The sequence below is a fragment of the Microcoleus sp. genome, assembly GCF_041354475.1.
In the GTDB taxonomy this organism is placed as follows: Bacteria; Cyanobacteriota; Cyanobacteriia; order Cyanobacteriales; family Microcoleaceae; genus Microcoleus.
The window spans coordinates 22690-41101 of sequence record NZ_JBGJZU010000058.1; the positions used below are offsets into that span (position 1 = coordinate 22690).

At 43.1% G+C, this 18412-nt stretch carries 33 protein-coding genes; 13 read left to right on the forward strand and 20 right to left on the reverse strand.

Annotated elements, in window-relative coordinates:
• Nucleotides 1-171: 171 nt before the first annotated feature.
• The 3 genes from bchI to ACBR23_RS19965 form a co-directional block, all read right to left on the reverse strand.
• On the reverse strand, nucleotides 172-1302 hold the full coding sequence (bchI, locus tag ACBR23_RS19955) for a magnesium chelatase ATPase subunit I (RefSeq protein WP_371120305.1): 1131 nt from the start codon (nucleotides 1300-1302) through the stop codon (nucleotides 172-174).
• Nucleotides 1303-1636: 334 nt separating this feature from the next.
• Nucleotides 1637-2329 carry a PEP-CTERM sorting domain-containing protein gene (locus tag ACBR23_RS19960; protein WP_371120304.1) on the reverse strand — a complete coding sequence of 231 codons (693 nt, stop codon included), beginning with the start codon at nucleotides 2327-2329 and terminating at the stop codon, nucleotides 1637-1639.
• Between the two features lie 51 nt (nucleotides 2330-2380).
• The gene (locus ACBR23_RS19965; RefSeq protein WP_371120303.1) at nucleotides 2381-3409 is read right to left on the reverse strand and encodes a site-2 protease family protein; all 1029 of its coding nucleotides are present in this window, start codon (nucleotides 3407-3409) and stop codon (nucleotides 2381-2383) included.
• 485 nt (nucleotides 3410-3894) lie between these two features.
• Here ACBR23_RS19965 and ACBR23_RS19970 point away from each other — a divergent pair, with 485 nt between their 5' ends.
• A complete protein-coding gene (locus ACBR23_RS19970) occupies nucleotides 3895-5484 on the forward strand; it encodes a transglycosylase SLT domain-containing protein (protein ID WP_371120316.1) in 1590 nt (529 codons plus the stop codon).
• On the opposite strand, the gene ACBR23_RS19975 is transcribed toward ACBR23_RS19970, so the two are convergent.
• Nucleotides 5481-5735, reverse strand: coding sequence for a hypothetical protein (locus tag ACBR23_RS19975; RefSeq protein WP_371120302.1), 255 nt, complete (start codon nucleotides 5733-5735; stop codon nucleotides 5481-5483). The genes ACBR23_RS19970 and ACBR23_RS19975 overlap by 4 nt on opposite strands.
• Before the next feature lie 35 nt (nucleotides 5736-5770).
• Between ACBR23_RS19975 and ACBR23_RS19980 the strand changes: the two genes are divergently transcribed.
• From ACBR23_RS19980 to tumE, 3 genes are read left to right on the forward strand one after another with little or no spacing between them, the layout of a single operon-like run.
• Nucleotides 5771-6139, forward strand: coding sequence for a hypothetical protein (locus ACBR23_RS19980; protein WP_371120301.1), 369 nt, complete (start codon nucleotides 5771-5773; stop codon nucleotides 6137-6139).
• 7 nt (nucleotides 6140-6146) lie between these two features.
• Complete coding sequence (gene tumA / locus ACBR23_RS19985; protein WP_193976723.1) at nucleotides 6147-6377, forward strand: antitoxin TumA; 231 nt, start codon at nucleotides 6147-6149, stop codon at nucleotides 6375-6377.
• Nucleotides 6367-6750, forward strand: coding sequence for a toxin TumE (gene tumE / locus ACBR23_RS19990; RefSeq protein ID WP_371120300.1), 384 nt, complete (start codon nucleotides 6367-6369; stop codon nucleotides 6748-6750). The genes tumA and tumE overlap by 11 nt, the downstream gene beginning before the upstream one ends.
• Nucleotides 6751-6877: 127 nt before the next feature.
• On the opposite strand, the gene ACBR23_RS19995 is transcribed toward tumE, so the two are convergent.
• The 3 genes from ACBR23_RS19995 to ACBR23_RS20005 form a co-directional block, all read right to left on the reverse strand.
• A complete protein-coding gene (locus ACBR23_RS19995) occupies nucleotides 6878-7210 on the reverse strand; it encodes a type II toxin-antitoxin system PemK/MazF family toxin (RefSeq protein WP_341732430.1) in 333 nt (110 codons plus the stop codon).
• The gene (locus ACBR23_RS20000; RefSeq protein ID WP_371120299.1) at nucleotides 7195-7389 is read right to left on the reverse strand and encodes a hypothetical protein; all 195 of its coding nucleotides are present in this window, start codon (nucleotides 7387-7389) and stop codon (nucleotides 7195-7197) included. Before ACBR23_RS20000 ends, ACBR23_RS19995 begins: the two co-directional genes overlap by 16 nt.
• Nucleotides 7390-7602: 213 nt before the next feature.
• Entirely contained in the window at nucleotides 7603-7779 is a 177-nt protein-coding gene (locus ACBR23_RS20005) for a hypothetical protein (RefSeq protein WP_371120298.1), read from the reverse strand.
• 70 nt (nucleotides 7780-7849) lie between these two features.
• Between ACBR23_RS20005 and ACBR23_RS20010 the strand changes: the two genes are divergently transcribed.
• Nucleotides 7850-8083, forward strand: coding sequence for a hypothetical protein (locus ACBR23_RS20010; protein ID WP_371120297.1), 234 nt, complete (start codon nucleotides 7850-7852; stop codon nucleotides 8081-8083).
• A gap of 261 nt (nucleotides 8084-8344) precedes the next feature.
• Here the strand turns inward: ACBR23_RS20010 and ACBR23_RS20015 are convergent, their stop codons facing one another.
• The 8 genes from ACBR23_RS20015 to ACBR23_RS20050 form a co-directional block, all read right to left on the reverse strand.
• Complete coding sequence (locus ACBR23_RS20015) at nucleotides 8345-8494, reverse strand: hypothetical protein (RefSeq protein ID WP_371120296.1); 150 nt, start codon at nucleotides 8492-8494, stop codon at nucleotides 8345-8347.
• 36 nt (nucleotides 8495-8530) lie between these two features.
• Nucleotides 8531-8827 carry a DUF2442 domain-containing protein gene (locus ACBR23_RS20020; protein WP_190743693.1) on the reverse strand — a complete coding sequence of 99 codons (297 nt, stop codon included), beginning with the start codon at nucleotides 8825-8827 and terminating at the stop codon, nucleotides 8531-8533.
• A 13-nt stretch (nucleotides 8828-8840) separates the two neighbouring features.
• Complete coding sequence (locus tag ACBR23_RS20025; RefSeq protein WP_106332426.1) at nucleotides 8841-9089, reverse strand: DUF4160 domain-containing protein; 249 nt, start codon at nucleotides 9087-9089, stop codon at nucleotides 8841-8843.
• Between the two features lie 142 nt (nucleotides 9090-9231).
• On the reverse strand, nucleotides 9232-9567 hold the full coding sequence (locus ACBR23_RS20030) for a XisI protein (RefSeq protein ID WP_371115346.1): 336 nt from the start codon (nucleotides 9565-9567) through the stop codon (nucleotides 9232-9234).
• Entirely contained in the window at nucleotides 9555-9971 is a 417-nt protein-coding gene (locus tag ACBR23_RS20035) for an element excision factor XisH family protein (protein ID WP_096829196.1), read from the reverse strand. The genes ACBR23_RS20030 and ACBR23_RS20035 overlap by 13 nt, the downstream gene beginning before the upstream one ends.
• A gap of 216 nt (nucleotides 9972-10187) precedes the next feature.
• Nucleotides 10188-10436 carry an endonuclease domain-containing protein gene (locus tag ACBR23_RS20040; protein WP_371115348.1) on the reverse strand — a complete coding sequence of 83 codons (249 nt, stop codon included), beginning with the start codon at nucleotides 10434-10436 and terminating at the stop codon, nucleotides 10188-10190.
• A gap of 563 nt (nucleotides 10437-10999) precedes the next feature.
• A complete protein-coding gene (locus tag ACBR23_RS20045; protein WP_371115349.1) occupies nucleotides 11000-11332 on the reverse strand; it encodes a type II toxin-antitoxin system PemK/MazF family toxin in 333 nt (110 codons plus the stop codon).
• Complete coding sequence (locus ACBR23_RS20050; protein WP_194012388.1) at nucleotides 11317-11511, reverse strand: DUF2281 domain-containing protein; 195 nt, start codon at nucleotides 11509-11511, stop codon at nucleotides 11317-11319. Before ACBR23_RS20050 ends, ACBR23_RS20045 begins: the two co-directional genes overlap by 16 nt.
• A gap of 396 nt (nucleotides 11512-11907) precedes the next feature.
• Here ACBR23_RS20050 and ACBR23_RS20055 point away from each other — a divergent pair, with 396 nt between their 5' ends.
• Together ACBR23_RS20055 and ACBR23_RS20060 are read left to right on the forward strand one after the other, a co-directional pair.
• The gene (locus tag ACBR23_RS20055; RefSeq protein WP_371115350.1) at nucleotides 11908-12315 is read left to right on the forward strand and encodes a hypothetical protein; all 408 of its coding nucleotides are present in this window, start codon (nucleotides 11908-11910) and stop codon (nucleotides 12313-12315) included.
• A 21-nt stretch (nucleotides 12316-12336) separates the two neighbouring features.
• Nucleotides 12337-12714 carry a hypothetical protein gene (locus ACBR23_RS20060; RefSeq protein WP_333103363.1) on the forward strand — a complete coding sequence of 126 codons (378 nt, stop codon included), beginning with the start codon at nucleotides 12337-12339 and terminating at the stop codon, nucleotides 12712-12714.
• A 143-nt stretch (nucleotides 12715-12857) separates the two neighbouring features.
• Here the strand turns inward: ACBR23_RS20060 and ACBR23_RS20065 are convergent, their stop codons facing one another.
• Nucleotides 12858-13040 (reverse strand): hypothetical protein, encoded by a 183-nt coding sequence (locus ACBR23_RS20065; RefSeq protein ID WP_340526158.1) that lies wholly within the window; start codon nucleotides 13038-13040, stop codon nucleotides 12858-12860.
• Nucleotides 13037-13381: a hypothetical protein gene (locus tag ACBR23_RS20070; RefSeq protein WP_341738023.1), complete on the reverse strand. Its 345-nt coding sequence runs from the start codon at nucleotides 13379-13381 to the stop codon at nucleotides 13037-13039. Before ACBR23_RS20070 ends, ACBR23_RS20065 begins: the two co-directional genes overlap by 4 nt.
• A 37-nt stretch (nucleotides 13382-13418) precedes the next feature.
• On the opposite strand from ACBR23_RS20070, the gene ACBR23_RS20075 reads away from it, so the two are divergent.
• Nucleotides 13419-13553 carry a hypothetical protein gene (locus ACBR23_RS20075; protein WP_341738022.1) on the forward strand — a complete coding sequence of 45 codons (135 nt, stop codon included), beginning with the start codon at nucleotides 13419-13421 and terminating at the stop codon, nucleotides 13551-13553.
• Between the two features lie 89 nt (nucleotides 13554-13642).
• Here the strand turns inward: ACBR23_RS20075 and ACBR23_RS20080 are convergent, their stop codons facing one another.
• A complete protein-coding gene (locus ACBR23_RS20080; protein ID WP_371120295.1) occupies nucleotides 13643-14023 on the reverse strand; it encodes an endonuclease domain-containing protein in 381 nt (126 codons plus the stop codon).
• A gap of 354 nt (nucleotides 14024-14377) precedes the next feature.
• Between ACBR23_RS20080 and ACBR23_RS20085 the strand changes: the two genes are divergently transcribed.
• On the forward strand, nucleotides 14378-14515 hold the full coding sequence (locus ACBR23_RS20085; protein WP_371120294.1) for a hypothetical protein: 138 nt from the start codon (nucleotides 14378-14380) through the stop codon (nucleotides 14513-14515).
• A gap of 23 nt (nucleotides 14516-14538) precedes the next feature.
• Here the strand turns inward: ACBR23_RS20085 and ACBR23_RS20090 are convergent, their stop codons facing one another.
• A complete protein-coding gene (locus ACBR23_RS20090; protein ID WP_371115351.1) occupies nucleotides 14539-14706 on the reverse strand; it encodes a DUF559 domain-containing protein in 168 nt (55 codons plus the stop codon).
• A 234-nt stretch (nucleotides 14707-14940) separates the two neighbouring features.
• On the opposite strand from ACBR23_RS20090, the gene ACBR23_RS20095 reads away from it, so the two are divergent.
• The 3 genes from ACBR23_RS20095 (at nucleotide 14941) to ACBR23_RS20105 (ending at nucleotide 17528) form a co-directional block, all read left to right on the forward strand.
• Complete coding sequence (locus ACBR23_RS20095; RefSeq protein ID WP_371120293.1) at nucleotides 14941-16545, forward strand: DUF3466 family protein; 1605 nt, start codon at nucleotides 14941-14943, stop codon at nucleotides 16543-16545.
• Between the two features lie 69 nt (nucleotides 16546-16614).
• Nucleotides 16615-16764 carry a hypothetical protein gene (locus ACBR23_RS20100; RefSeq protein WP_371115352.1) on the forward strand — a complete coding sequence of 50 codons (150 nt, stop codon included), beginning with the start codon at nucleotides 16615-16617 and terminating at the stop codon, nucleotides 16762-16764.
• An 89-nt stretch (nucleotides 16765-16853) separates the two neighbouring features.
• A complete protein-coding gene (locus ACBR23_RS20105) occupies nucleotides 16854-17528 on the forward strand; it encodes an SDR family oxidoreductase (protein ID WP_371120292.1) in 675 nt (224 codons plus the stop codon).
• Between the two features lie 105 nt (nucleotides 17529-17633).
• Here ACBR23_RS20105 and ACBR23_RS20110 read toward each other — a convergent pair whose 3' ends face one another.
• A complete protein-coding gene (locus tag ACBR23_RS20110) occupies nucleotides 17634-18113 on the reverse strand; it encodes a hypothetical protein (RefSeq protein WP_371120291.1) in 480 nt (159 codons plus the stop codon).
• Between the two features lie 78 nt (nucleotides 18114-18191).
• On the opposite strand from ACBR23_RS20110, the gene petN reads away from it, so the two are divergent.
• Nucleotides 18192-18281, forward strand: a complete 90-nt coding sequence (petN, locus tag ACBR23_RS20115; RefSeq protein ID WP_071883976.1) for a cytochrome b6-f complex subunit PetN — start codon at nucleotides 18192-18194, stop codon at nucleotides 18279-18281.
• Nucleotides 18282-18412 lie beyond the last annotated feature (131 nt).

An 18412-nucleotide genomic window follows, 5' to 3' on the forward strand; every position in this document is an offset into this window, starting at 1 on the left:
AGGACGCGAAGGAAGAGAAGAGAGAGATTAATAATTCCGATGTCAACGGATTTTATATAAAATCTACAATCTAAAATCGATTGACCCCACCGAATATAATTCGGGGCTACACAAACAAAGTCCGCCTGCGCGGACTAAGATGTTGTTCTAATTTTAGGGCTGAAGTCTTGATTATGAGTTGGTTTCTAGGCCGAATACTCGATCGAACACTTTGGTCACTTTAGAACCCGAATCAATTGATTCTAGTGGATCTTTCCGCAATCGGTGGCGCAAACACAAGGTCATCACCCGCCGAATATCGTCCACTGTGACCTCTGTGCGGCATTCTAAGGCGGTCAAAGCTTTGGCGGCCCGGTTTGTGACCAAATCGCCGCGTAGTCCGTCTACGTCCAATTCCGCGCAAACCTGGGAGATTTTTACTCGCAAATCGCGATCGAGCTTTACCGACTTCAACCTTTCTTGGGCTTCCACCAACTTCTGTTGCATATCATCTTGTTGGTGTTGATATTGAGAGAGAAACTCCGCTGGATTTTGGTCAAAACTCGATCGCTGTTCGACAATTTCTACTCTTAAATTCGGGTCTTTGACAGTCCGAATTTCGGCGTGCATCCCGAATCTATCCAGCAATTGCGGCCGCAATTCTCCTTCTTCTGGGTTGCCGGAACCAATTAGAATAAACTTAGCTGGGTGGCGGATCGAAATGCCTTCTCTTTCCACAGTATTCCAACCGCTGGCGGCGGAGTCAAGCAAAACATCGACTAAATGATCGTCGAGCAAATTGACTTCATCGACGTAAAGAATGCCACGATTGGCTTTAGCTAAAAGGCCTGGTTCAAAAGCTTTTACACCTTCGGACAAAGCTTTTTCAATGTCGATCGTACCGCAAACTCGGTCTTCGGTCGCGCCCAAGGGTAAATCTACCATTTGGACTTTTTTGTGGGCGATTTTGATGTCAGTTTGAGCTAAAGTGCGTGAAGCGGAGCTATCCCATAGGGAATCGCGCACCTCATCACTCATCAAATCTGGATCGCTGGGATGACTATTAAAAGGATCGTCTGCTACCACCTCAATTTCCGGCAGCAAGTCCGCGAGGGCGCGGATTGTGGTAGATTTGCCAGTACCGCGATCGCCCATGATCATCACCCCACCAATTTTCGGATCGATGACATTCAACAGCAGTGCCAGTTTCATCTCCTCTTGGCCCACAATGGCGGTAAAGGGAAAAACAGCGCGGCGGGGGGCGGTAACAGTTGGCAGAGCACCCGCATTCAGGTTATTGCTGACTTCGGCAGTAGGACTCACAGGATAACTCAAAATATAATCATTGCCTGTTTATTGTAAGGGATAAGGGATTGTCTGGGGCGATGGATTGTGGCGATCGGGGTTGCAGCCTCTTAAATACCGAAGCGCCACTAAGATTTTTTGTATTTACATAGCATCTGTGGGCGGGCTAGAAGTGCGCACCCCACAACTGTTTTCAGGAAAATTACCACCTCTGTTAACTGGGTGTAGATGGCACAGGAAGGGCGATCGGGCAACTCCAATATAAACTTATGTAACAATACCCCAGAATCTGCATAAAAAGCTCAACAAGCTGTAGGGTGCGTCACCAAGAACAAGTATGCCAGACACGATGTTATATATTTTTTGAAGCCCTTCTCTTCCACCACAAACCCATGCCAGCCGCCAGAAACGTACCAACAGCAGTCATCGGTTCCGGTACAGCAGCATTAGCATGAGGTTCATACTCATAAACTCCAGTGAGTGTAGTATTAGCCGACACTAAACCTCCAAAACTACCTATAACAGGATTCCCCTGAATCTTAGTCAAACCCGTAGTCATCAAACCAGCGATAAAAGTATCACCATCACATCCACTTAAAGCACTCAAAGACTGCTGGGAATCATAACTTTTCAACACCGAACCTGAAGCCGAACCACTAACAGTTCCCGTACCCCCATTAGCAATCTTAGTTTCCGGCGGACTTGCTAACACACTCAAAGTCAAAATAGGGTCAACTTTGAGCAGCGGAATATTCACAGCAATGCTTGCATTCGTCGTCGCCGTCCCTGTAAAATCTCCAGTCAAAGGAGTAATAGTCACACTATTATTAACAGTAGACTTAACCGTAACATAAGCTTTTAATAGCGTTCCCAACATTGAATTAAACTTGGGCAAAACCACATTCGTGCTGCTATTTAACGGCTGCGAACCCAGATCCACAGTATAAGTTTGAGTAAGAGTAGCAGCTTGTACAGAAAAACATTGACTGACAACTGCAAAACTCACACTTCCGCCAACAATTCCCAACTTTTGATAAACATTCATTTCAGTAAACCCCTAATAATCAAGTTGCATTTCATCCGCGTTAATCTGCGGTTAAAAACTCGGAACATTTAACAAAGCCCAATTTCCCATCAAAGTCATTAAGTAACTAAAAGCCCAAACAGTATAAAGTATACTCAAAGGCGCATAAGCCGCCAAAACCCATCGTGTTTCTACTGCTTCTTCAATCTCCTGCCTCCGCAACAAATCTACATAAAAATCAAAAGACCTTTGTCGCAGATTGTTAATCCCTGTTGCAGCCACTAACAAATAATAACCGTCAAATCTATTCAAGGGATTCAAGTTAATTGCCACTGTCAGCAATGCCGCCACCATCAACAAATAACTAATTTGATGCCAAACTGGATTGGACTGAGAAAACAGCCACATCCAAACAGCAATTGCCCAAATTGTTACTTGAATTAATACTCCTGCCCCTACTACTAAAACTCGCTGTTTCCGCCGGATTAAACTGTATTGGTCGGTTGTATCTGTATAGCATCCGGGGATGAGACACATAAACAACAATCCGATTTCTTTAACTATACCGCCGTAGTGTTTGAGCGTGAAAGCGTGACCGAGTTCGTGCAAAGCTATTACTAGCATTGTCAGCAAGACAACTTGGATTATATTTTCAATTTTTCCGGCTGCCAATAACTGCTGGTGCGAGGTGGCGACTTCCCCAGCGGAAGCTAACCATACTGCTACGGAGGAAGAGATGAAAGCGCATAGAAAAAAGCCAAATTGCCACGTCCAAATCCAGCGGATTTTGTCGATGTGCCGCGATAACCAAACATCGGGATTGACTAGGGGAATTGTGAAGGATAGCAGGTTGAATTTGGCTTTTGGTGGCTTGGTTCCTTCTAGCATTCCTGCTTGTGCTAAGTCTTTTAAGAGATTTTGCACATCTTCTAAATCTAGGTCGTATTCGGCTAGAATGTTAGTTAGTGGCTGTTGATTTAGTAGCAAAATTACCTGTTTATCAAAGTTGTCAATTTGCAGACAGGTAATGTCTTCGGGATTGCGAAGTATCCAATGACCGTCGGGATGAGATATCCACTGCACCGCTGATTTGAGTTGCATGGTTTGGAAGAAGGAAGAAGTTCGGCAACGGATTTTGTAACGGATGTAACGGATGGACTGAAGCTGGAAAAAGTCATCGGCCCAATTTAGAAATTACCCATTTTAGGCGGAAACTCGATCCCCCCTAGCCCCCCTTAAGAAGGGGGGGACAAGAGTTTCACTCGTCTCCTAAAACATCTGGGAGAACAACAGAGTTCACTCAAAGTCCCCCTTCTTAAGGGGGATTTAGGGGGATCTAGACTTTCGGATCAAGCAGAGAGACCGTGGGTTTCAGGCTGAAACTAGATCCCCCCTAGCCCCCCTTAAGAAGGGGGGGACAAGAGAAGTCAGTCAAAGTGGGTGTTTTTATTGAGTTGTCTTGAATCGATCGCAAATTTATATTTTTCAGTTTTCTCCGCTAGGTTTTTGAGTATTTCGATCGCCTGGTTGCTTTCAATTTGGCGACGGGTAATTCGCGCTATGTAGGCGATTTGGGTTTGCTGGAAGTGTATGGTTTGAGCTGGGAGAATGGGCAACTGACAGCTTATACTTCCGATCGCCGGAAACTAGCAATTGACCCGAACACGGCTAAAGCAACTGTTGTCGGTACAGTCTCTAGCAACGGTCTGATCTGGGGAGCGGCAACAAAGCCTGCAACTGCATCGAGTCCTACAGATGATGTGCGTCAGAAGTTCTTGTATGCTGCTAGTTTGTATCCGCAAGTGGGGGCTGCTATTACTGGTATGCAGGATCAGGGGGGTGGTGTTTTCCGTCAGGAGTTTGAACGGGCGATTATGATCTGGAATGGTCAGCAAGTGACTGTTTATGAGACAAAAGGGCGATCGGTTTCGCCAACTTCCCCGTCTTCTACGCCTACACCTGTTAGTGGAAAAGGCAATACAATTCGCACTGGTGCTGCTGATCCTAACTACATACAGCAACTTCAAAAGGAGATTTCAGACATTCAAAAAGAAATCAAAAAACAAACTGCGAGAATCACTGAAAGCAAGAATTTTATTGATGTATTGGGAAAAGAAAAAACAGACCTTTCTAGTTTGATTACAACCAAAGAAGACAGGATTAAGAAAATTAAGGAAGACTGGTTCTGGTGGTTTAACTCTGATAATAGACAAGAAATATCTCAACTAGACGAAATTATTAAACAAGCAAAAGGTCAGCAAAAGTGGGATCAGGAAAACATTGATTATTGGAATTCGCAAAAAACAGATGCGGAGGTACAGGCAAATCAAAAGCGCACGGCATTACAACAGAAAGAGACAGAGTTACAAAAATTAACTTTCACTGGCACGGTAAATAATGACGCTCCTCGAGTCAGAAATATGCCTACTGACGTAGGTAATAGTCCCTTAAATGTTGTGTTTAAAAATGGAGAAAAGCTCACTTTTGGTGGTTGGACTGTTGATAACACAGGTAGAAAATGGTTTAGAATTGTAGATTCAGAAGAACGATGGATTTGGGAAAAGAATATTGACTTGAATGGTGCTCTGCTAGAAAGTTTCAAAGTTCAGCCTCCTTCTAAGTCTTCTGACCAAGCACCTCCAGGAGCCAGCGAGGCAGAAAAATATCGTTCTTTTATTGAAAAAGCAGCAAAAGAATATGGTTTTTCACCTTCCATAATTGCAGGATTTGGCTCGAAAGAAAGTGCATGGGGAACATCTACACTATTAGATAAGCCAGGACCCGGAGGAACGGGTGATTATACACCACGAAAACCACCGCGCATATACTTGCCTCCAGACGGTCTTGGTTTTGGTCGAGGGTTAATGCAAATTGATTATGAATCCAGCCCTTTTGCCAAAACGGGAAATTGGCGAGATGCAGAAGCGAATATATTAGAGGGTGCTAAGGTTCTTAAACAAAAAATGAACTCTATTGAACAATACACAACCCTTAAAGGCGCAGACCTTTTACGAGCTGCAATATCAGCTTATAACGCAGGGGAGGGTAATGTGTTAAAAGCTATTAAAGCTGGATTTGATATTAAGGATATAGACTCTAATGTACCGGGCGACGGGCACTACTCCAAGGATGTACTAAATTATGCCAGTTGGTTTCAATCAAACGGTTGGAGCTAGATATAGTTTGATCGCTTTTTGGGGATGGAGAAGATCGATCGCCCTTTGCCCAAACAAAAGAAACCGGGTTTTTTAGATAACCTTTGCCTCTCAACCGATATCTTGTGCAAAAACCCGGTTTCTGAACCCCCAGGCGGACTCGGATGCTCGATCGCGATGTACGCAACTTCCGACAAATCAATCGGTAAAGTTTTAACAACGCTGACCGTTACCAACCGTGCCAACCAGTCTGCTGCTGCACGAGGATTCATTTCAACTGAGCAAATACGTTCCATCATCTCAGATCATGTTTTGGTTGACCAGGGTGCAACTACATCATGCTTGCGATGTTGTTGCGATCGCCATGCCAGCGAAAACTAAACAGCAAATCGCGATCGCCCTTTCCTTCTCTTTCTCAAAAAACGGCGCTCTATCTCCTCAACTCAACGTCGGCCCGATCGCCCTTTTGGTTACGAATGTTTTTGCAGGGAAGCGCGATCGCCCTTCATCTATACCAAATGCCAAACCTGCGATCGCCCTTTTGGAATTAGTCAAAATGTGCGATCGCTTTTTCTGTTCTCATCAATCATCAAATAAATGCCATTACACAGATAGATTTGCTAAAATGTCAACAATTACAAATATCAGTACCAAAATAAATCCATTACAGAGCTAAGAAGCCGATGCGTAAACAGACCATTCAATATACATCACCCTTAGATGCATTAGTTGCCGTTGCCAAGCGACTCAGCTTGTATGAGAAGCAGCAAAAAATTGACTCAGAAGAATTTTTCAACCAATACAATCAGGGATTATTATCAGATGACGCCCTATTTATAGAATGGGCAAATGACTATCGACATTACCTGGTTTTGCATCAGGAACTAGCGCAACGACTGAATTATGCTGCCTAATATTTTATCTGATTACCTCGATCGAGTCGAGCAAGCCATTCAACAATGCAGCAATGTTTATGTCGAACGCTATGAGGAAGAAATTTTAACCCCAAAACGGGCTAATCTACGAATTCGATTACGTTTTAATCAAACATACCTGCTAGAAATCAATGAAGCGGTCGTAGTTACAGATAATCAATTAGAATTTCTTGATTACCGCTATCACTTTCAGAATGAACAAAATCAACTTATTTTTCGCTATGACAGCACACCTCATTTTCCCAATCTACCTAACTTCCCCTATCACAAACACTTACCAGATGACGTAATTGCTTCTGATAAACCTGAAATCACTCAAGTTCTGAGAGAAGTAATAGAGATACTGAGGTAAGAGCTGCGATCGCCCTTTTGGAAGGAGTCAAAATGTGCGATCGCCTTTTTGGTATGGAAAGGTCGATCGCACAACACAATCTAGTTAAACAGCATTTTGAGCAGAGGGAAAGCTTGACAATAGAGAATTACTGCTGAATAATTTCAACAATCTTAGCGATCGCCTCGTTTAACTTCTCAGTTTTAATCTGACCGGCTTTATAAAGTATAATTTCTCGATCTGCGGTAAACAAGCGATTAGGTCTAATGTTGCTAGTTTGGTTAAGTCCACCCTCACGAAAATCACTACTTTGAAGGGTGATAGCATAGCGATCGGCAATTCTCTGGCTAGTAATCTGACAAAGAATTAGATCGTCTCCTGCCAAAGTTGCTACTACTAGAGCGGGTCGGCGCTTGGCTTGTGTTAAATCGGAAAATGGGAATGGAACAACTACCACATCACCTTTTACAAATTCTGCCACGCTTCATCCTCTTCTAACTTTAACCAGTCTTTTTCTAAAGAAGATTCACTGAGCAGGCTTGCTTCTAACTTATCTTTATTGTATTTCAATTTGAGAAATTGCAGAAAAGTCCAAACTTCTTCTAAGATAAATTCTGGAATATTTTCTACTTCCTTAATGAGTAATTCTTTAGCGTTCATCTCATTTACCTATAAAAACATACTAATTGATGTCATCCGTAACTCCTATCTATTATAGCATCGTTGAGATTAGCAGCTCATCGCACAGATTCCTCTGCCTTCTGTGGCTGAAAATCAGGAACTTTAGCCAATTATAGCAGGATCGCCTTACTTGTAAGCGCAGATAAGCGATCGCCCTTTTGGAATAAGTCACAAAGGGCGATCGCTTTTTGGCTATTTTTGGCTATATGGCAAGGGCGATCGGTCTTGTCGATGGACAGGGGCGATCGCTATGAGTGGGATGGAAAGGTCGATCGCTTTTCTCGATCGAGGAATCTCGCTTTTTGGTTCGAGGAGGGGCGATCGTTTTTCTAAGGAATGGAGCAAATTAATCGTAGAGAAACGGGTCAAAGCCTGTGTCCCTAGAACGTCAAAATATGATAAACTTAGTAAAAGCACTCGCCTTCAAGATATCCAAGCCATGAAGCTTATTTCTTTGTCAGCACATTTTGATGGGCAATCTATTCAGCTAGATGAACCCTATAAGCTTGAACCAAACATAAAACTAATTGTCACAGTCCTCCCGGAACAATTAGCAGAACGCGAAGCCTGGTTGTGGTTGTCAAGGCATCAACTAAACAATGCTTACAGTCAGGACGATTATTACCCGACCAATGCAATTAAAACACTAAATCCTGACTATGCAGGAAGCTGATGTTGTTCTCACCCCAATTCCTCAAGCTGACGGGACAACTAAAAATCGTCCAGCCATCCTTCTGAGGGAACTCCCACCTTATAGAGATTTTTTAGTGTGTGGTGTTAGTACCCAACTAAATCAACAGGTTCCAGGTTTTGACGATATTATTTCCCCCTCTGACTCAGACTTTGCTACCAGCGGCGGTGCGGTCTCAATCGTTGATTCGGTTAGGTTTCCTTGCTGTATTGCCTCGCAATCAAATTATCGGTTCTATTGGAGCTATTTCATCAGAGCGACATCAACGCTTACTAAAAACTCTGAGTGATTATCTTGTGAATTAGGGAGAAGGGCGATCGCCCTTTTTTTCATGGAAAGGTTGATCGCTCTTTTTTTCATCGAAAGGTCGATCGCCCTTTTGGAATTAGTCAAAAAGTGCGAGCGATCAGAATAGTCAAGTATTATTTCTCAGTGAACAACCTGATGAATAGATTCAATATATCGCTCAATTTCCTCATCCGTGCAACTGATTCCATTCTGCCAAAGTTCATATTCACTGATATCTATCTCGTCATTCCAAACCAGTGCATAACCACCAGGTTCAATTGTAAAACTTCTGAAAAACCCAGGATTGCGTAATGTCGCATACATCGGATTGTCCAATAACTTAGAGATGTGGTATTTTTTAACTTCTAGATTGGTAAACTTTACCATCAAGGTGCGATCGTCCATAGCTTTAGCAGAAACAATGCGCTCAGGTTTCATAAAAAAATCCCAGTTATTTTAATGGTGGCAGTTTACTAAATTCTTGGCTATTCCACATATCCAGCAGTTCTTTCTGGTACAACGTAGCCCATTCAATTACCAACTTTTGAGCCCGATTCGGTAAATCTCCTTCAATAATTTCTAAAGACTCAATGCCGATCAAAGCATTGTACTCACCGTAAACTGCGTGAAAATGAGGAGGTGGGTGATCCCCAAAGAAAATTTTGATGATTATTCCGTAAAATCGTGCAACTTCTGGCATAAAGCTTCTTTAAACAATGATACGAGGACTATTATAGCCGAGCTAATGACACAATGACAGTCGATCGCCCTTTTGGAATAAGTCAAAAAGGGCGATCGCCCTTTACCCCTTTTTCTCAACCAAGGTCGATCGCCCTTTTATTTCAAGCAATTGCAAAATCAGTCAACTTCCGGTCTTCATAATGGTAAAAAGCCAGCACAATATCTTTTTGAAAAACCCCTCGATCCAGCAAATCCTGAGTCACGCCCTCCTCAGTTTCATCTCGTTCTATCCAGAGTTTACCCTCAAAAATTCGCAGATGCAGGATAGTGCTGTAAACTCGCCGATCGCCATTCCATCCAAAACTAACCAGTAAATAATGATCGCGATCCAGATCATAAACCGCCGACATATCGCTCTGCTCGGAACTAGGTTTGTAGCGGGCATATTCGTCGATTACTTCTCGCGCGATCGATCGATACTGAGTCAACTTTTCCATAGTACAATCTCCTCTAAGTCAGGATTGAAAACAATCAAAGGGAATTGTCGTTCTTTAACAAATTCCTGAATCGACGGACGCTGAAAAAAGTTTTCATAAGTGCGTTTCGGAATGGCAAGGTATAGAGTACGATCGGGCTCCAGCCGCGCCATAAAACTAGAATACAGATAGTATTGTCCAACGGCTCGTTCGAGATCGGTCACTGGGGAAGGACTGATAAATACCTTCACCTCAACAGCAATTTTTCGCTCACTCCTCTCGGCGGCAATTAATTTTTCGGCTCCTAGATCCGCGTAAACAGTCAAGTCTTCAAATCTAATAGTGAAAGGATCGTGAGTAATTGTCCAGCCGTCTTTAATGAGAGCGGCTTTAACGACATTATGGTAGATATCTAGGCGTGGCATAAACTAGCTCAAAACACCCCTCTAATCTAGTATACACTGGTGCAATAGTGCAATACAAACTGAATATCTCGCCATCGCCCTTTATTTCGGAAGCGGAAATAAAAGGCGATCGCCCCTTTGGAATTAGTCAAAAAGTGCGATCGCATCAATCAACCCATTCAACTCCCCTCCCTTCATGTCCCCCCCTTCTTAAGGGGGGCTAGGGGGGATCTGGCCTCAACAATCACGCTCAATCAAACCCAACAACTCCCCACAAACCCCCTCAAAACTCTGCAACACCTCAACATTCGTAAACCTGACAACCTTCAATCCATACCCCTCTAAAATCCCGGTTCTTTCTGCATCATATAGTTTCCCTTGTTCCGTAAAATGACTCTCGCCATCAATCTCAATTACTAACAGTAAAGCCGCACAATAAAAGTCTACAATAAAATTGTCGATCGGGCGCTGTCTCAAAACTCGCAAAGGGAAATTTATCAGAAAATTTTGCCACAGTTTTTTTTTCGGATGGAGTTGGATTTTTTCGCAGTTGTTTGGCGATGGGGATGAGTTTTGGGTTGTATGGTAGGTGGAAGTTGGAGTCTTTTAATAAAGGCATGGTTTTCCTGGTGATCCTTATTAAGGGGGGACTGGATGTTGGTTGAAGTTTATGGTTGGGTCGTTTAGTCTTGGATTGATCCCCCCTAACCCCCCTTCTTAAGGGGGGGACTGGATGTTGGTTTAAGTTTATGGTTGGGTTGTTTAGTCTTGGATTGATCCCCCCTAACCCCCCTTCTTAAGGGGGGGACAAGATGTGCATTGAAATTGTTGGTGGAGGGGCGATATTTTTAGGGGATAGTTTCAGGATTAGTTTATCTCACATCATGTTTACTTGACAATTAGGTCGATCGCTCTTTTGGAATTAGTCAAAAAGGGCGATGCTTGCGATTACAGATGGTCGATCGCCCTTTCCAGACCAAAAGGGCGATCGTACTACACAACCTAGTCAAACAGCATTTTAAGCAGAGGGAAGGCTTGAAAATAGAGAATTACTGCTGAATAATTTCAACAATCTTAGCGATCGCCTCGTTTAACTTCTCAGTTTTAAGCTGACCGGCTTTATAAAGTATAATTCCTCGATCGGCAGTAAACAACCTATTAGGTCTAATGTTGCTAGTTTGGTTAAGTCCACCCTCGCTAAAATCACTACTTTGAAGGGTAATAGCATAGCGATCGGCGATATTCTGGCTAGTAATTTGACAAAGAATTAGATCGTCTCCTGCCAAAGTTGCTATTACTAAAGCGGGTCGGCGCTTGGCTTGTGTTAAATCTGAAAATGGGAATGGAACAACTACTACATCACCTTTTACAAATTCTGCCATGCTTCATCCTCCTCTAACTTTAACCAGTCTTTTTCCAAAGAAGATTCACTGAGCAGGCTTGCTTCTAACTTATCTTTATTGTATTTTAATTTGAGGAATTGCAGGAAATTCCAAACTTCTTCTAATATAAATTCTGGAATATTCTCTACTTCCTTAAGGAGTAATTCTTTAGCGTTCATCTCATTTACCTATAAAAACATACTAATTGAGGTCATGCGTAACTCCTATCTATTATAGCATCGTTGAGATTAGCAGATCATCGCGCAGATTCCTCTGCCTCCTCTGGCTCAACATCAGGAACTTTAGCCAACTATAGCACGATCGCCTTGCTTGTAAGCGCAGATTAGCGATCGCCCTTTACTCCTTCTTCTCGATGGAGGGGATCTTCCCTTTGGAATAAGTCAAAAAGGGCGATCGCCCCTTTAGCATTAGTTAAAAATGGTGCTCACTTTTTGGGGATATGGAAAGGGATATCGCTTTTTGGGGCTGTGAGTGCGATCGTGCTGTAGGATGAAAAAACTGCCAAAATGATATAATCCTACAATTCCCAAAATCTATATTTTAAAAATCAGCCATTGACACAATCCGATCGACCCACCGACGCAAAAACACCCTGCATCATTAACGATCGCAAGCTCAATTACTTATTCAATGTCAACATAAAGCCAGACGCTCATAACTCAAAAAGAGCGGTACAAAATAGACAACAACTAAATCGCTTGGGATTTGATGACGATTCAGAATCTCGTCAATTTATTCAAACTCATCTAGAACAAGCAGTCCAAGAAGAAAGTAATATTGTTGAGCGATTTATTAATATTTATACAAACCACACTACAGGAGAAGAGGGTACAATAGATACAGAGCTTAGAGATTCGCTGTTACCGGGCATAACCGGAAAATTCGCCCAAGTCCAAAGTTCATGGGAAGTCTTGCCCGATGGAACTCGCCGCTTTCTCAGTGCTATAATCTATGGAAAATAACTCAATATCTTAGGTAAGAAAATGGCAAAAATCAATTTACATGAGGGATTTGATGAACTAGCTTTTCTAGAATTATTTTGTGAAGAACCAAAAGATTCCCAACCCTCCGATGGCTATTGGTGTTATGAAGTGACAGATTCATTAGGTGTCACCCTCAAATTTGGAATGAATATCATTCAAAAATCAGTTCAAATTGAATTAAAGATAGCCGATGCCACTGTAGGTATTATGTGTTTTGAACTCGTGAACTTTATTGAAATTAATGATTATATTAACGGTAAATTAGAATTTTTAGTTGCCCCCAAAAATGAAGAATTCAAAACTTTAGTTCAAGTTGAACTGCGACCGAGAATTAAAGTTGATTGTTCAACTCTGAGCCTTTGCCCGATGGCTGCTTAGCCTTGATAAACTACAAGGTCGTGAAGCGGAGCTATCCCGTAGGGAATCGCCCTTTTGGAATTAGTCAAAAAGTGCGATCGCTTTCGGGAGATAGGAATGGCCATCGTTTTTGTGAAAAGGTTTTTGGGAAGAAACGCAATCGACTAATAATTATTCAGTAATTTATCTAACCGTGACAGCCGTTTGTGTCGGTTAACTTCTTCCAATCTGGCATTAATTTCTGCTAGTTCTAAATTGAACTGTTCCATTTCTAAATGAGTCCGACGCAGATTAGCCAAAAGTCTCTTAGCCGTTTCTGGATCGGGAATTCGCGGCTGCTTGCTCATGGTAAATTCCACTCTAACTTAACTTCTTCTAAACTTCGCTCCCACGCCGGAATCCTGGTTTGGGTACGGACTATGGCTCGATTCATCAACTCTAGCATATCTGGCGGCGCATCAGGTTGAGAGCGAGCAATATTTAGCCCCAATCTGGATAACTGCATATAAGAAGCCTCAGCATCTTCCAATACCGTCATTAATTCATCAAAAAATGGCAACGTCTGTTCTGTTTCGCCAAAAAGCTCAAATAAAGCTAATTCTGCGGCTGTCACTCCGTCAACAATACCCAAAGACTGTTGTTTAAGTCTATTCACTATTTCCGTAATATCGGGGGGAAACTTTGCCATAATTTACGTTAATTGAGATGCTCGGATTGATTTTATCATGTACGATCGCTTTCGCGGTGGTCACAAAGCTTTACTTTGGGCATTCATTGAAGGATTGAAAGCCACAGACATCCGCATCGCCTTTTACCAGCTAGATTTTACTCAATCAGTGCGATCGCCCTTTTGGAATTAGTCGAAAAGTGCGATCGCATCGGGCCACCCATTCAACTCCCCTCCCCTCATGTCCCCCCCTTCTTAAGGGGGGCTAGGGGGGATCTGGCCTCAACAATCACGCTCAATCAAACCCAACAACTCCCCACAAACCCCTTCAAAACTCTGCAACACCTCAACATTCGTAAACCTAACAACTTTCAATCCATACCTCTCTAAAATCCCGGTTCTTTCTGCATCATATAGTTTCCCGTGTTCCGTAAAATGACTCTCGCCATCAATCTCAATTACTAACAGTAATGCCGCACAATAAAAATCTACGATAAAATTGTCGATGGGGCGCTGTCTCAGAACTCGCGAAGGGAAATTTATCAGAAAATTTTGCCACAGTTTTTTTTCGGATGGAGTTGGATTTTTTCGCAGTTGTTTGGCGATGGGGATGAGTTTTGGGTTGTATGGTAGGTGGAAGTTGGAGTCTTTTAATAAAGGCATGGTTTTCCTGGTGCTCCTTATTAAGGGGGGACTGGATGTTGGTTGAAGTTTATGGTTGGGTCGTTTAGTCTCGGATTGATCCCCCCTAGCCCCCCTTAAGAAGGGGGGGACTGGATGTGCATTGAAATTTTGGGGGAAGGGGCGATATTTAGGGAATAGTTTCAGAATTAGTTTATCCCCAATCATGTCTACTTGACAACTAGGTCGATCGCCCTTTTGGAATAAGTCAAAACGTGCGATCGCCCTTTCTGTTCTCATCAATCATCAAATCCCATTACGCAGATAGATTTGCTAAAATGTCAACAATTACAAATATCAGTACCAAAATAAATCCATTGCACAGGAAAGAAGCCCATGCGTAAACAGACCATTCAATATACATCACCCTTAGATGCCTTTTTTGTTATTCAACATTTTTGGCTGCGGGAAGATGGCGCGATCGCATCGGGCCACCCATTCAACTCCCCTCCCCTCATGTCCCCCCCTTCTTAAGGGGGGTTAGGGGGGATCAGGCCTCAAAAATCACCCTCAATCCAACCCAACAACTCCCCACAAACCCCCTCAAAACTCTGCAACACCTCAACATTCGTAAACCTGACAACCCTCAATCCATACCCCTCTAAAATTCCGCTTCTTTCTGCATCATATTGTTTGGCTTCCTGAGTCAATTTCTCCCGACTCAAATCTCCGATTTGTAAAGTTTTGTGAAGATTAGGCTACATTCTGCATAAAACTAGCGCCTCCTTCCAGATAGATAAGTGACGGTTGGTTTTTCAGTGCGACGGGCGATCGCCCTTTCCTCCTTTTTCTCAAGAAATGGCGATCGCCCTTGGCACATAAATCAATGGTAGGACACGGCAATACCTTGTAATTACACGGTTCCAAGGTAAATTAGAGATTGGAATACAGAGGTGCACATGAAAAAAATCAACAAAATGTTTCAACAAGCTCCCTTGAGCAAATTTGTTCAAAGTTCTCTGTCGCTGGCTGCTTTCACGATATTGGGATTTACCGCTATTAAACCTGTAAATGCCGCCAGTTTGCATACTGGTTTCGCTTCCTATACCATTACCGACCTCGGTGAAGGTAATGCCAGTGGTATCAACAATTTCGGACAAGTCGTAGTTGGTCAGAAAGGTGTTGGTTGGATATGGGACCAGGGTCAGTTGACTGAGGTTAAAGATAGCACTTGGGCTTACCAAATCAATAATTCTGGTCAAGTTGTAGGTCGTTATCTGGGTGAAAATTGGATAGATAATGCCTACGTCTGGGAAAACGGTCAAAGGACTGACCTCGGTTATCTTGGTGGTATCAGCAGTCTGGCTAGTGACATCAATGAGGCTGGACAAATAGTTGGTTGGTTTAGGACTACACCAGAGAAATTTAATCCCTTTTTGTGGCAAAACGGCAAGATGATCGATCTCGGTACTCTTGGTTTCAATGGAGGAGCTCAGGGTATCAATAACCGAGGGCAAGTAGTTGGTTATTCGGGCCTTGCTTTAGGTATAACTCATGCTTTCCAGTGGAAAAATGGCAACATGATTGACCTGGGAACTCTTCCAGGATATAACGGCAGTACAGCTTATGATATCAATGATGTTGGACAGGCGATCGGCTATTCGTCAAATAATATCACTCAGCAAGAGCGCGCTACTTTGTGGTCTAACGGTCAAGTTACAGATTTGGGCACTCTCGGTGGCAATAAAACTGCTGCGGTTGATATTAACAATAAAGGTCAAGTAGTCGGTTTTGGTAACACTACTGGCAATGGTGGACTTGCTCATGGTTTTATCTGGGAAGATGGCAATATGGCTGATGTAAATAGCCTGATTGCTAAAGATTCTGGCTGGTTTTTACAACAAATAAACGGCATTAACGATCTCGGACAAATGGTAGGTCAAGGTATTAACAGTGCGACCGGGAAACAGCATGGTTTTCTGCTGAATCCGATTTCCGGTACTTCTCAACGAAATCCCTTGTTACCTGATAGTTTTGAGGATGGTTGGCATAGTTTTAATAATGTGGCAAATCGTCTCTGGTTCGATCCGCCAACCTCTGCTGGTTTTACTTTCAAAATAGGCGATAATGTGGCTGATAGCGGTGGTGGAGGTGTAGCCGGCGGTAGTCCAATCTCTGTTACTCCCTACCCGCAGGAATCTTCATTATTTACCAAAATTCTGGGTTTGCCTAGCGGTATTGATGCTGACGAACTTTTTTCCGTCTTAGTTGGAGGCAAAGAAATTGGCAAATTCAAGCCTAATGAAGTAGTAGATTTTGTGGCTTTACTCGGTTACGGTGTCTCTGAGTTTAGCGTCACTGGTATCGATGCAGCCATCGACCCAACAAACCCTGTAGCATTCCCGATTAAGTTAGAATCTAATCGGGATATATTCTCTTTTAAGATGCGGGGGATTGATGGTGCTGAAGCGGTTCCCGAACCTTCAGAAATTGCTGGTATAGTAACTTCCGCTGCTTTTTTAGTTGGCGTGTTGCTTAAACGCAAATCTAAATCATTAGGCTAATTTCACCGGAATTAGCTTAGGAAATTTTTTCTATAATTACTGCCCGAAACTATTCGTAAATTACTGTCGATGCTGGCTAAAACAATCAACTATCCAGTTTGGGCAGTAATTGAAATGCCGATCGCCTTTTGGGAATCAGTCACAAAGGGCGATCGCATCGGGCCACCCATTCAACTCTCGTCCCTTCTTTTCCCGCCTTTTTTAAGGTATGCTTTATAGAACTCAGTTGAGATCTTGAGGTCGATCGCCCACAACAGTCGATCGCCCACAACAGTCGATCGCCCACAACAAATTAAAACAAAATTCCTATGACAGATCCACTCCACATTTTTTTAGCCGGTGCTAGCCGGGGTGTCGGTAAAGAAATTGCCAAATGTTTGACAGCACAAAATATTGAAGTAACTGCATTTTTGCGATCGCCCGAAACCCGCCCAGAATTAGCAGCAATGGGCATCAAAATCACTAGGGGCGATGCTTTAGACGCGGAGGCTGTGGATGCAGCCATGACTGGTAGCGCACCAATTGATGCCGTAATCAGCACCATCGGCGGCTTGCCAAAAGATGGAGAAAGAGCCGATTATTTAGGAAACAAAAACTTGATTGATGCGGCTGTCAAAGCAGGAGTAAAAAAGTTTATTTTAGTTTCTTCCATCGGTAGCGGTAACAGTGCCGGTGCTTTGCCACCCCAAGCTTTAGAAACCTTGGCCCCAGTGTTAATTGAGAAGGAAAAAGCCGAAAATCACTTGATAGCAAGTGGGATGATTTATACTGTGATTCGTCCGGGCGGACTGAAATCGGAACCTGCCACGGGCAATGGTGTTTTAACAGAAGATTGTCGAGTTGCTGGCACAATTCATCGCGCTGATGTAGCGCAGTTAGTTTGCCAATGCTTGGTGTCTGATGTTGCTAATAATCAGGTTTTGTCGGCTGTAGATAAACAAATGGTTTATGGTAGTCCAGAATTTGAAGTGTTAAGTCTGTAAGGGCCGGCCAGAAGCCCACCTCACCAAAAGATTAAACTCTTGTGGAACAGGCCGGAGAGCCTGTTCATAAAAATGGTGCAAGATGTGAGTAAAATTCGATCGCATTTAAGAATCAAAAGGCTTAATGTACGATCGCCCGATCGACCAATCTAACACAAAACCGGCGATCGCAAATAATACCACACTCTCAACACTCGCAACCACAAAGGGCAATAACTCCTGTACCACAGGCAATTTCCCCGCCTCAAAAAACCATCCCGCATCCAACTGTCCAAAAGCCCGCACCAGCCCAAAAGCCAAAACCACACCGGATTTTAGCTGCGGGTTAGTATCAGTGCGAAGGGCATAGCGGTAAGTGACGCCGAATAGAAAACCAGCCAAAAGGGCGATCGACCCTTTAAAAGCAAAATTGAGGTCGATCGCCCCTACCTCTAATCCCGCCAGAAAATCAAACCTAGGGACTAGAATCAAGCTATTGATCAGGGCGATCGCCCCAAAACCCCAAAACATCCCAAAAGCAGCAACAGCGCCTGCTTTCAAAGATTCCACCCGTTCAGCAGCACTAAAATTCGACAAATCCTTCACAGGCCCCTCATTTCAAAAATGGCTCAAATTGACTTATCATAAGGTTTGGAGTCATTTTGTACAGTTTGTTAAATAGCTATGGATATTTTGTCACTCGGTTGGGTTTCGGTGCTAGTTCTGTTCTCCTTCTCAATCTCAATGGTCATTTGGGGACGCAACGGTTTCTAAGGTTTCACCAAAAAACGAGCGAGAAGCCCCTGGCTTTAGACATGGGGAGGAAAGTGGCTGCGGTTTCAACCGCCTTCAATATTTCCCGCTCTAACTGATTGAAAAGTTGAGTTAGAATAGATTGTAAGTAA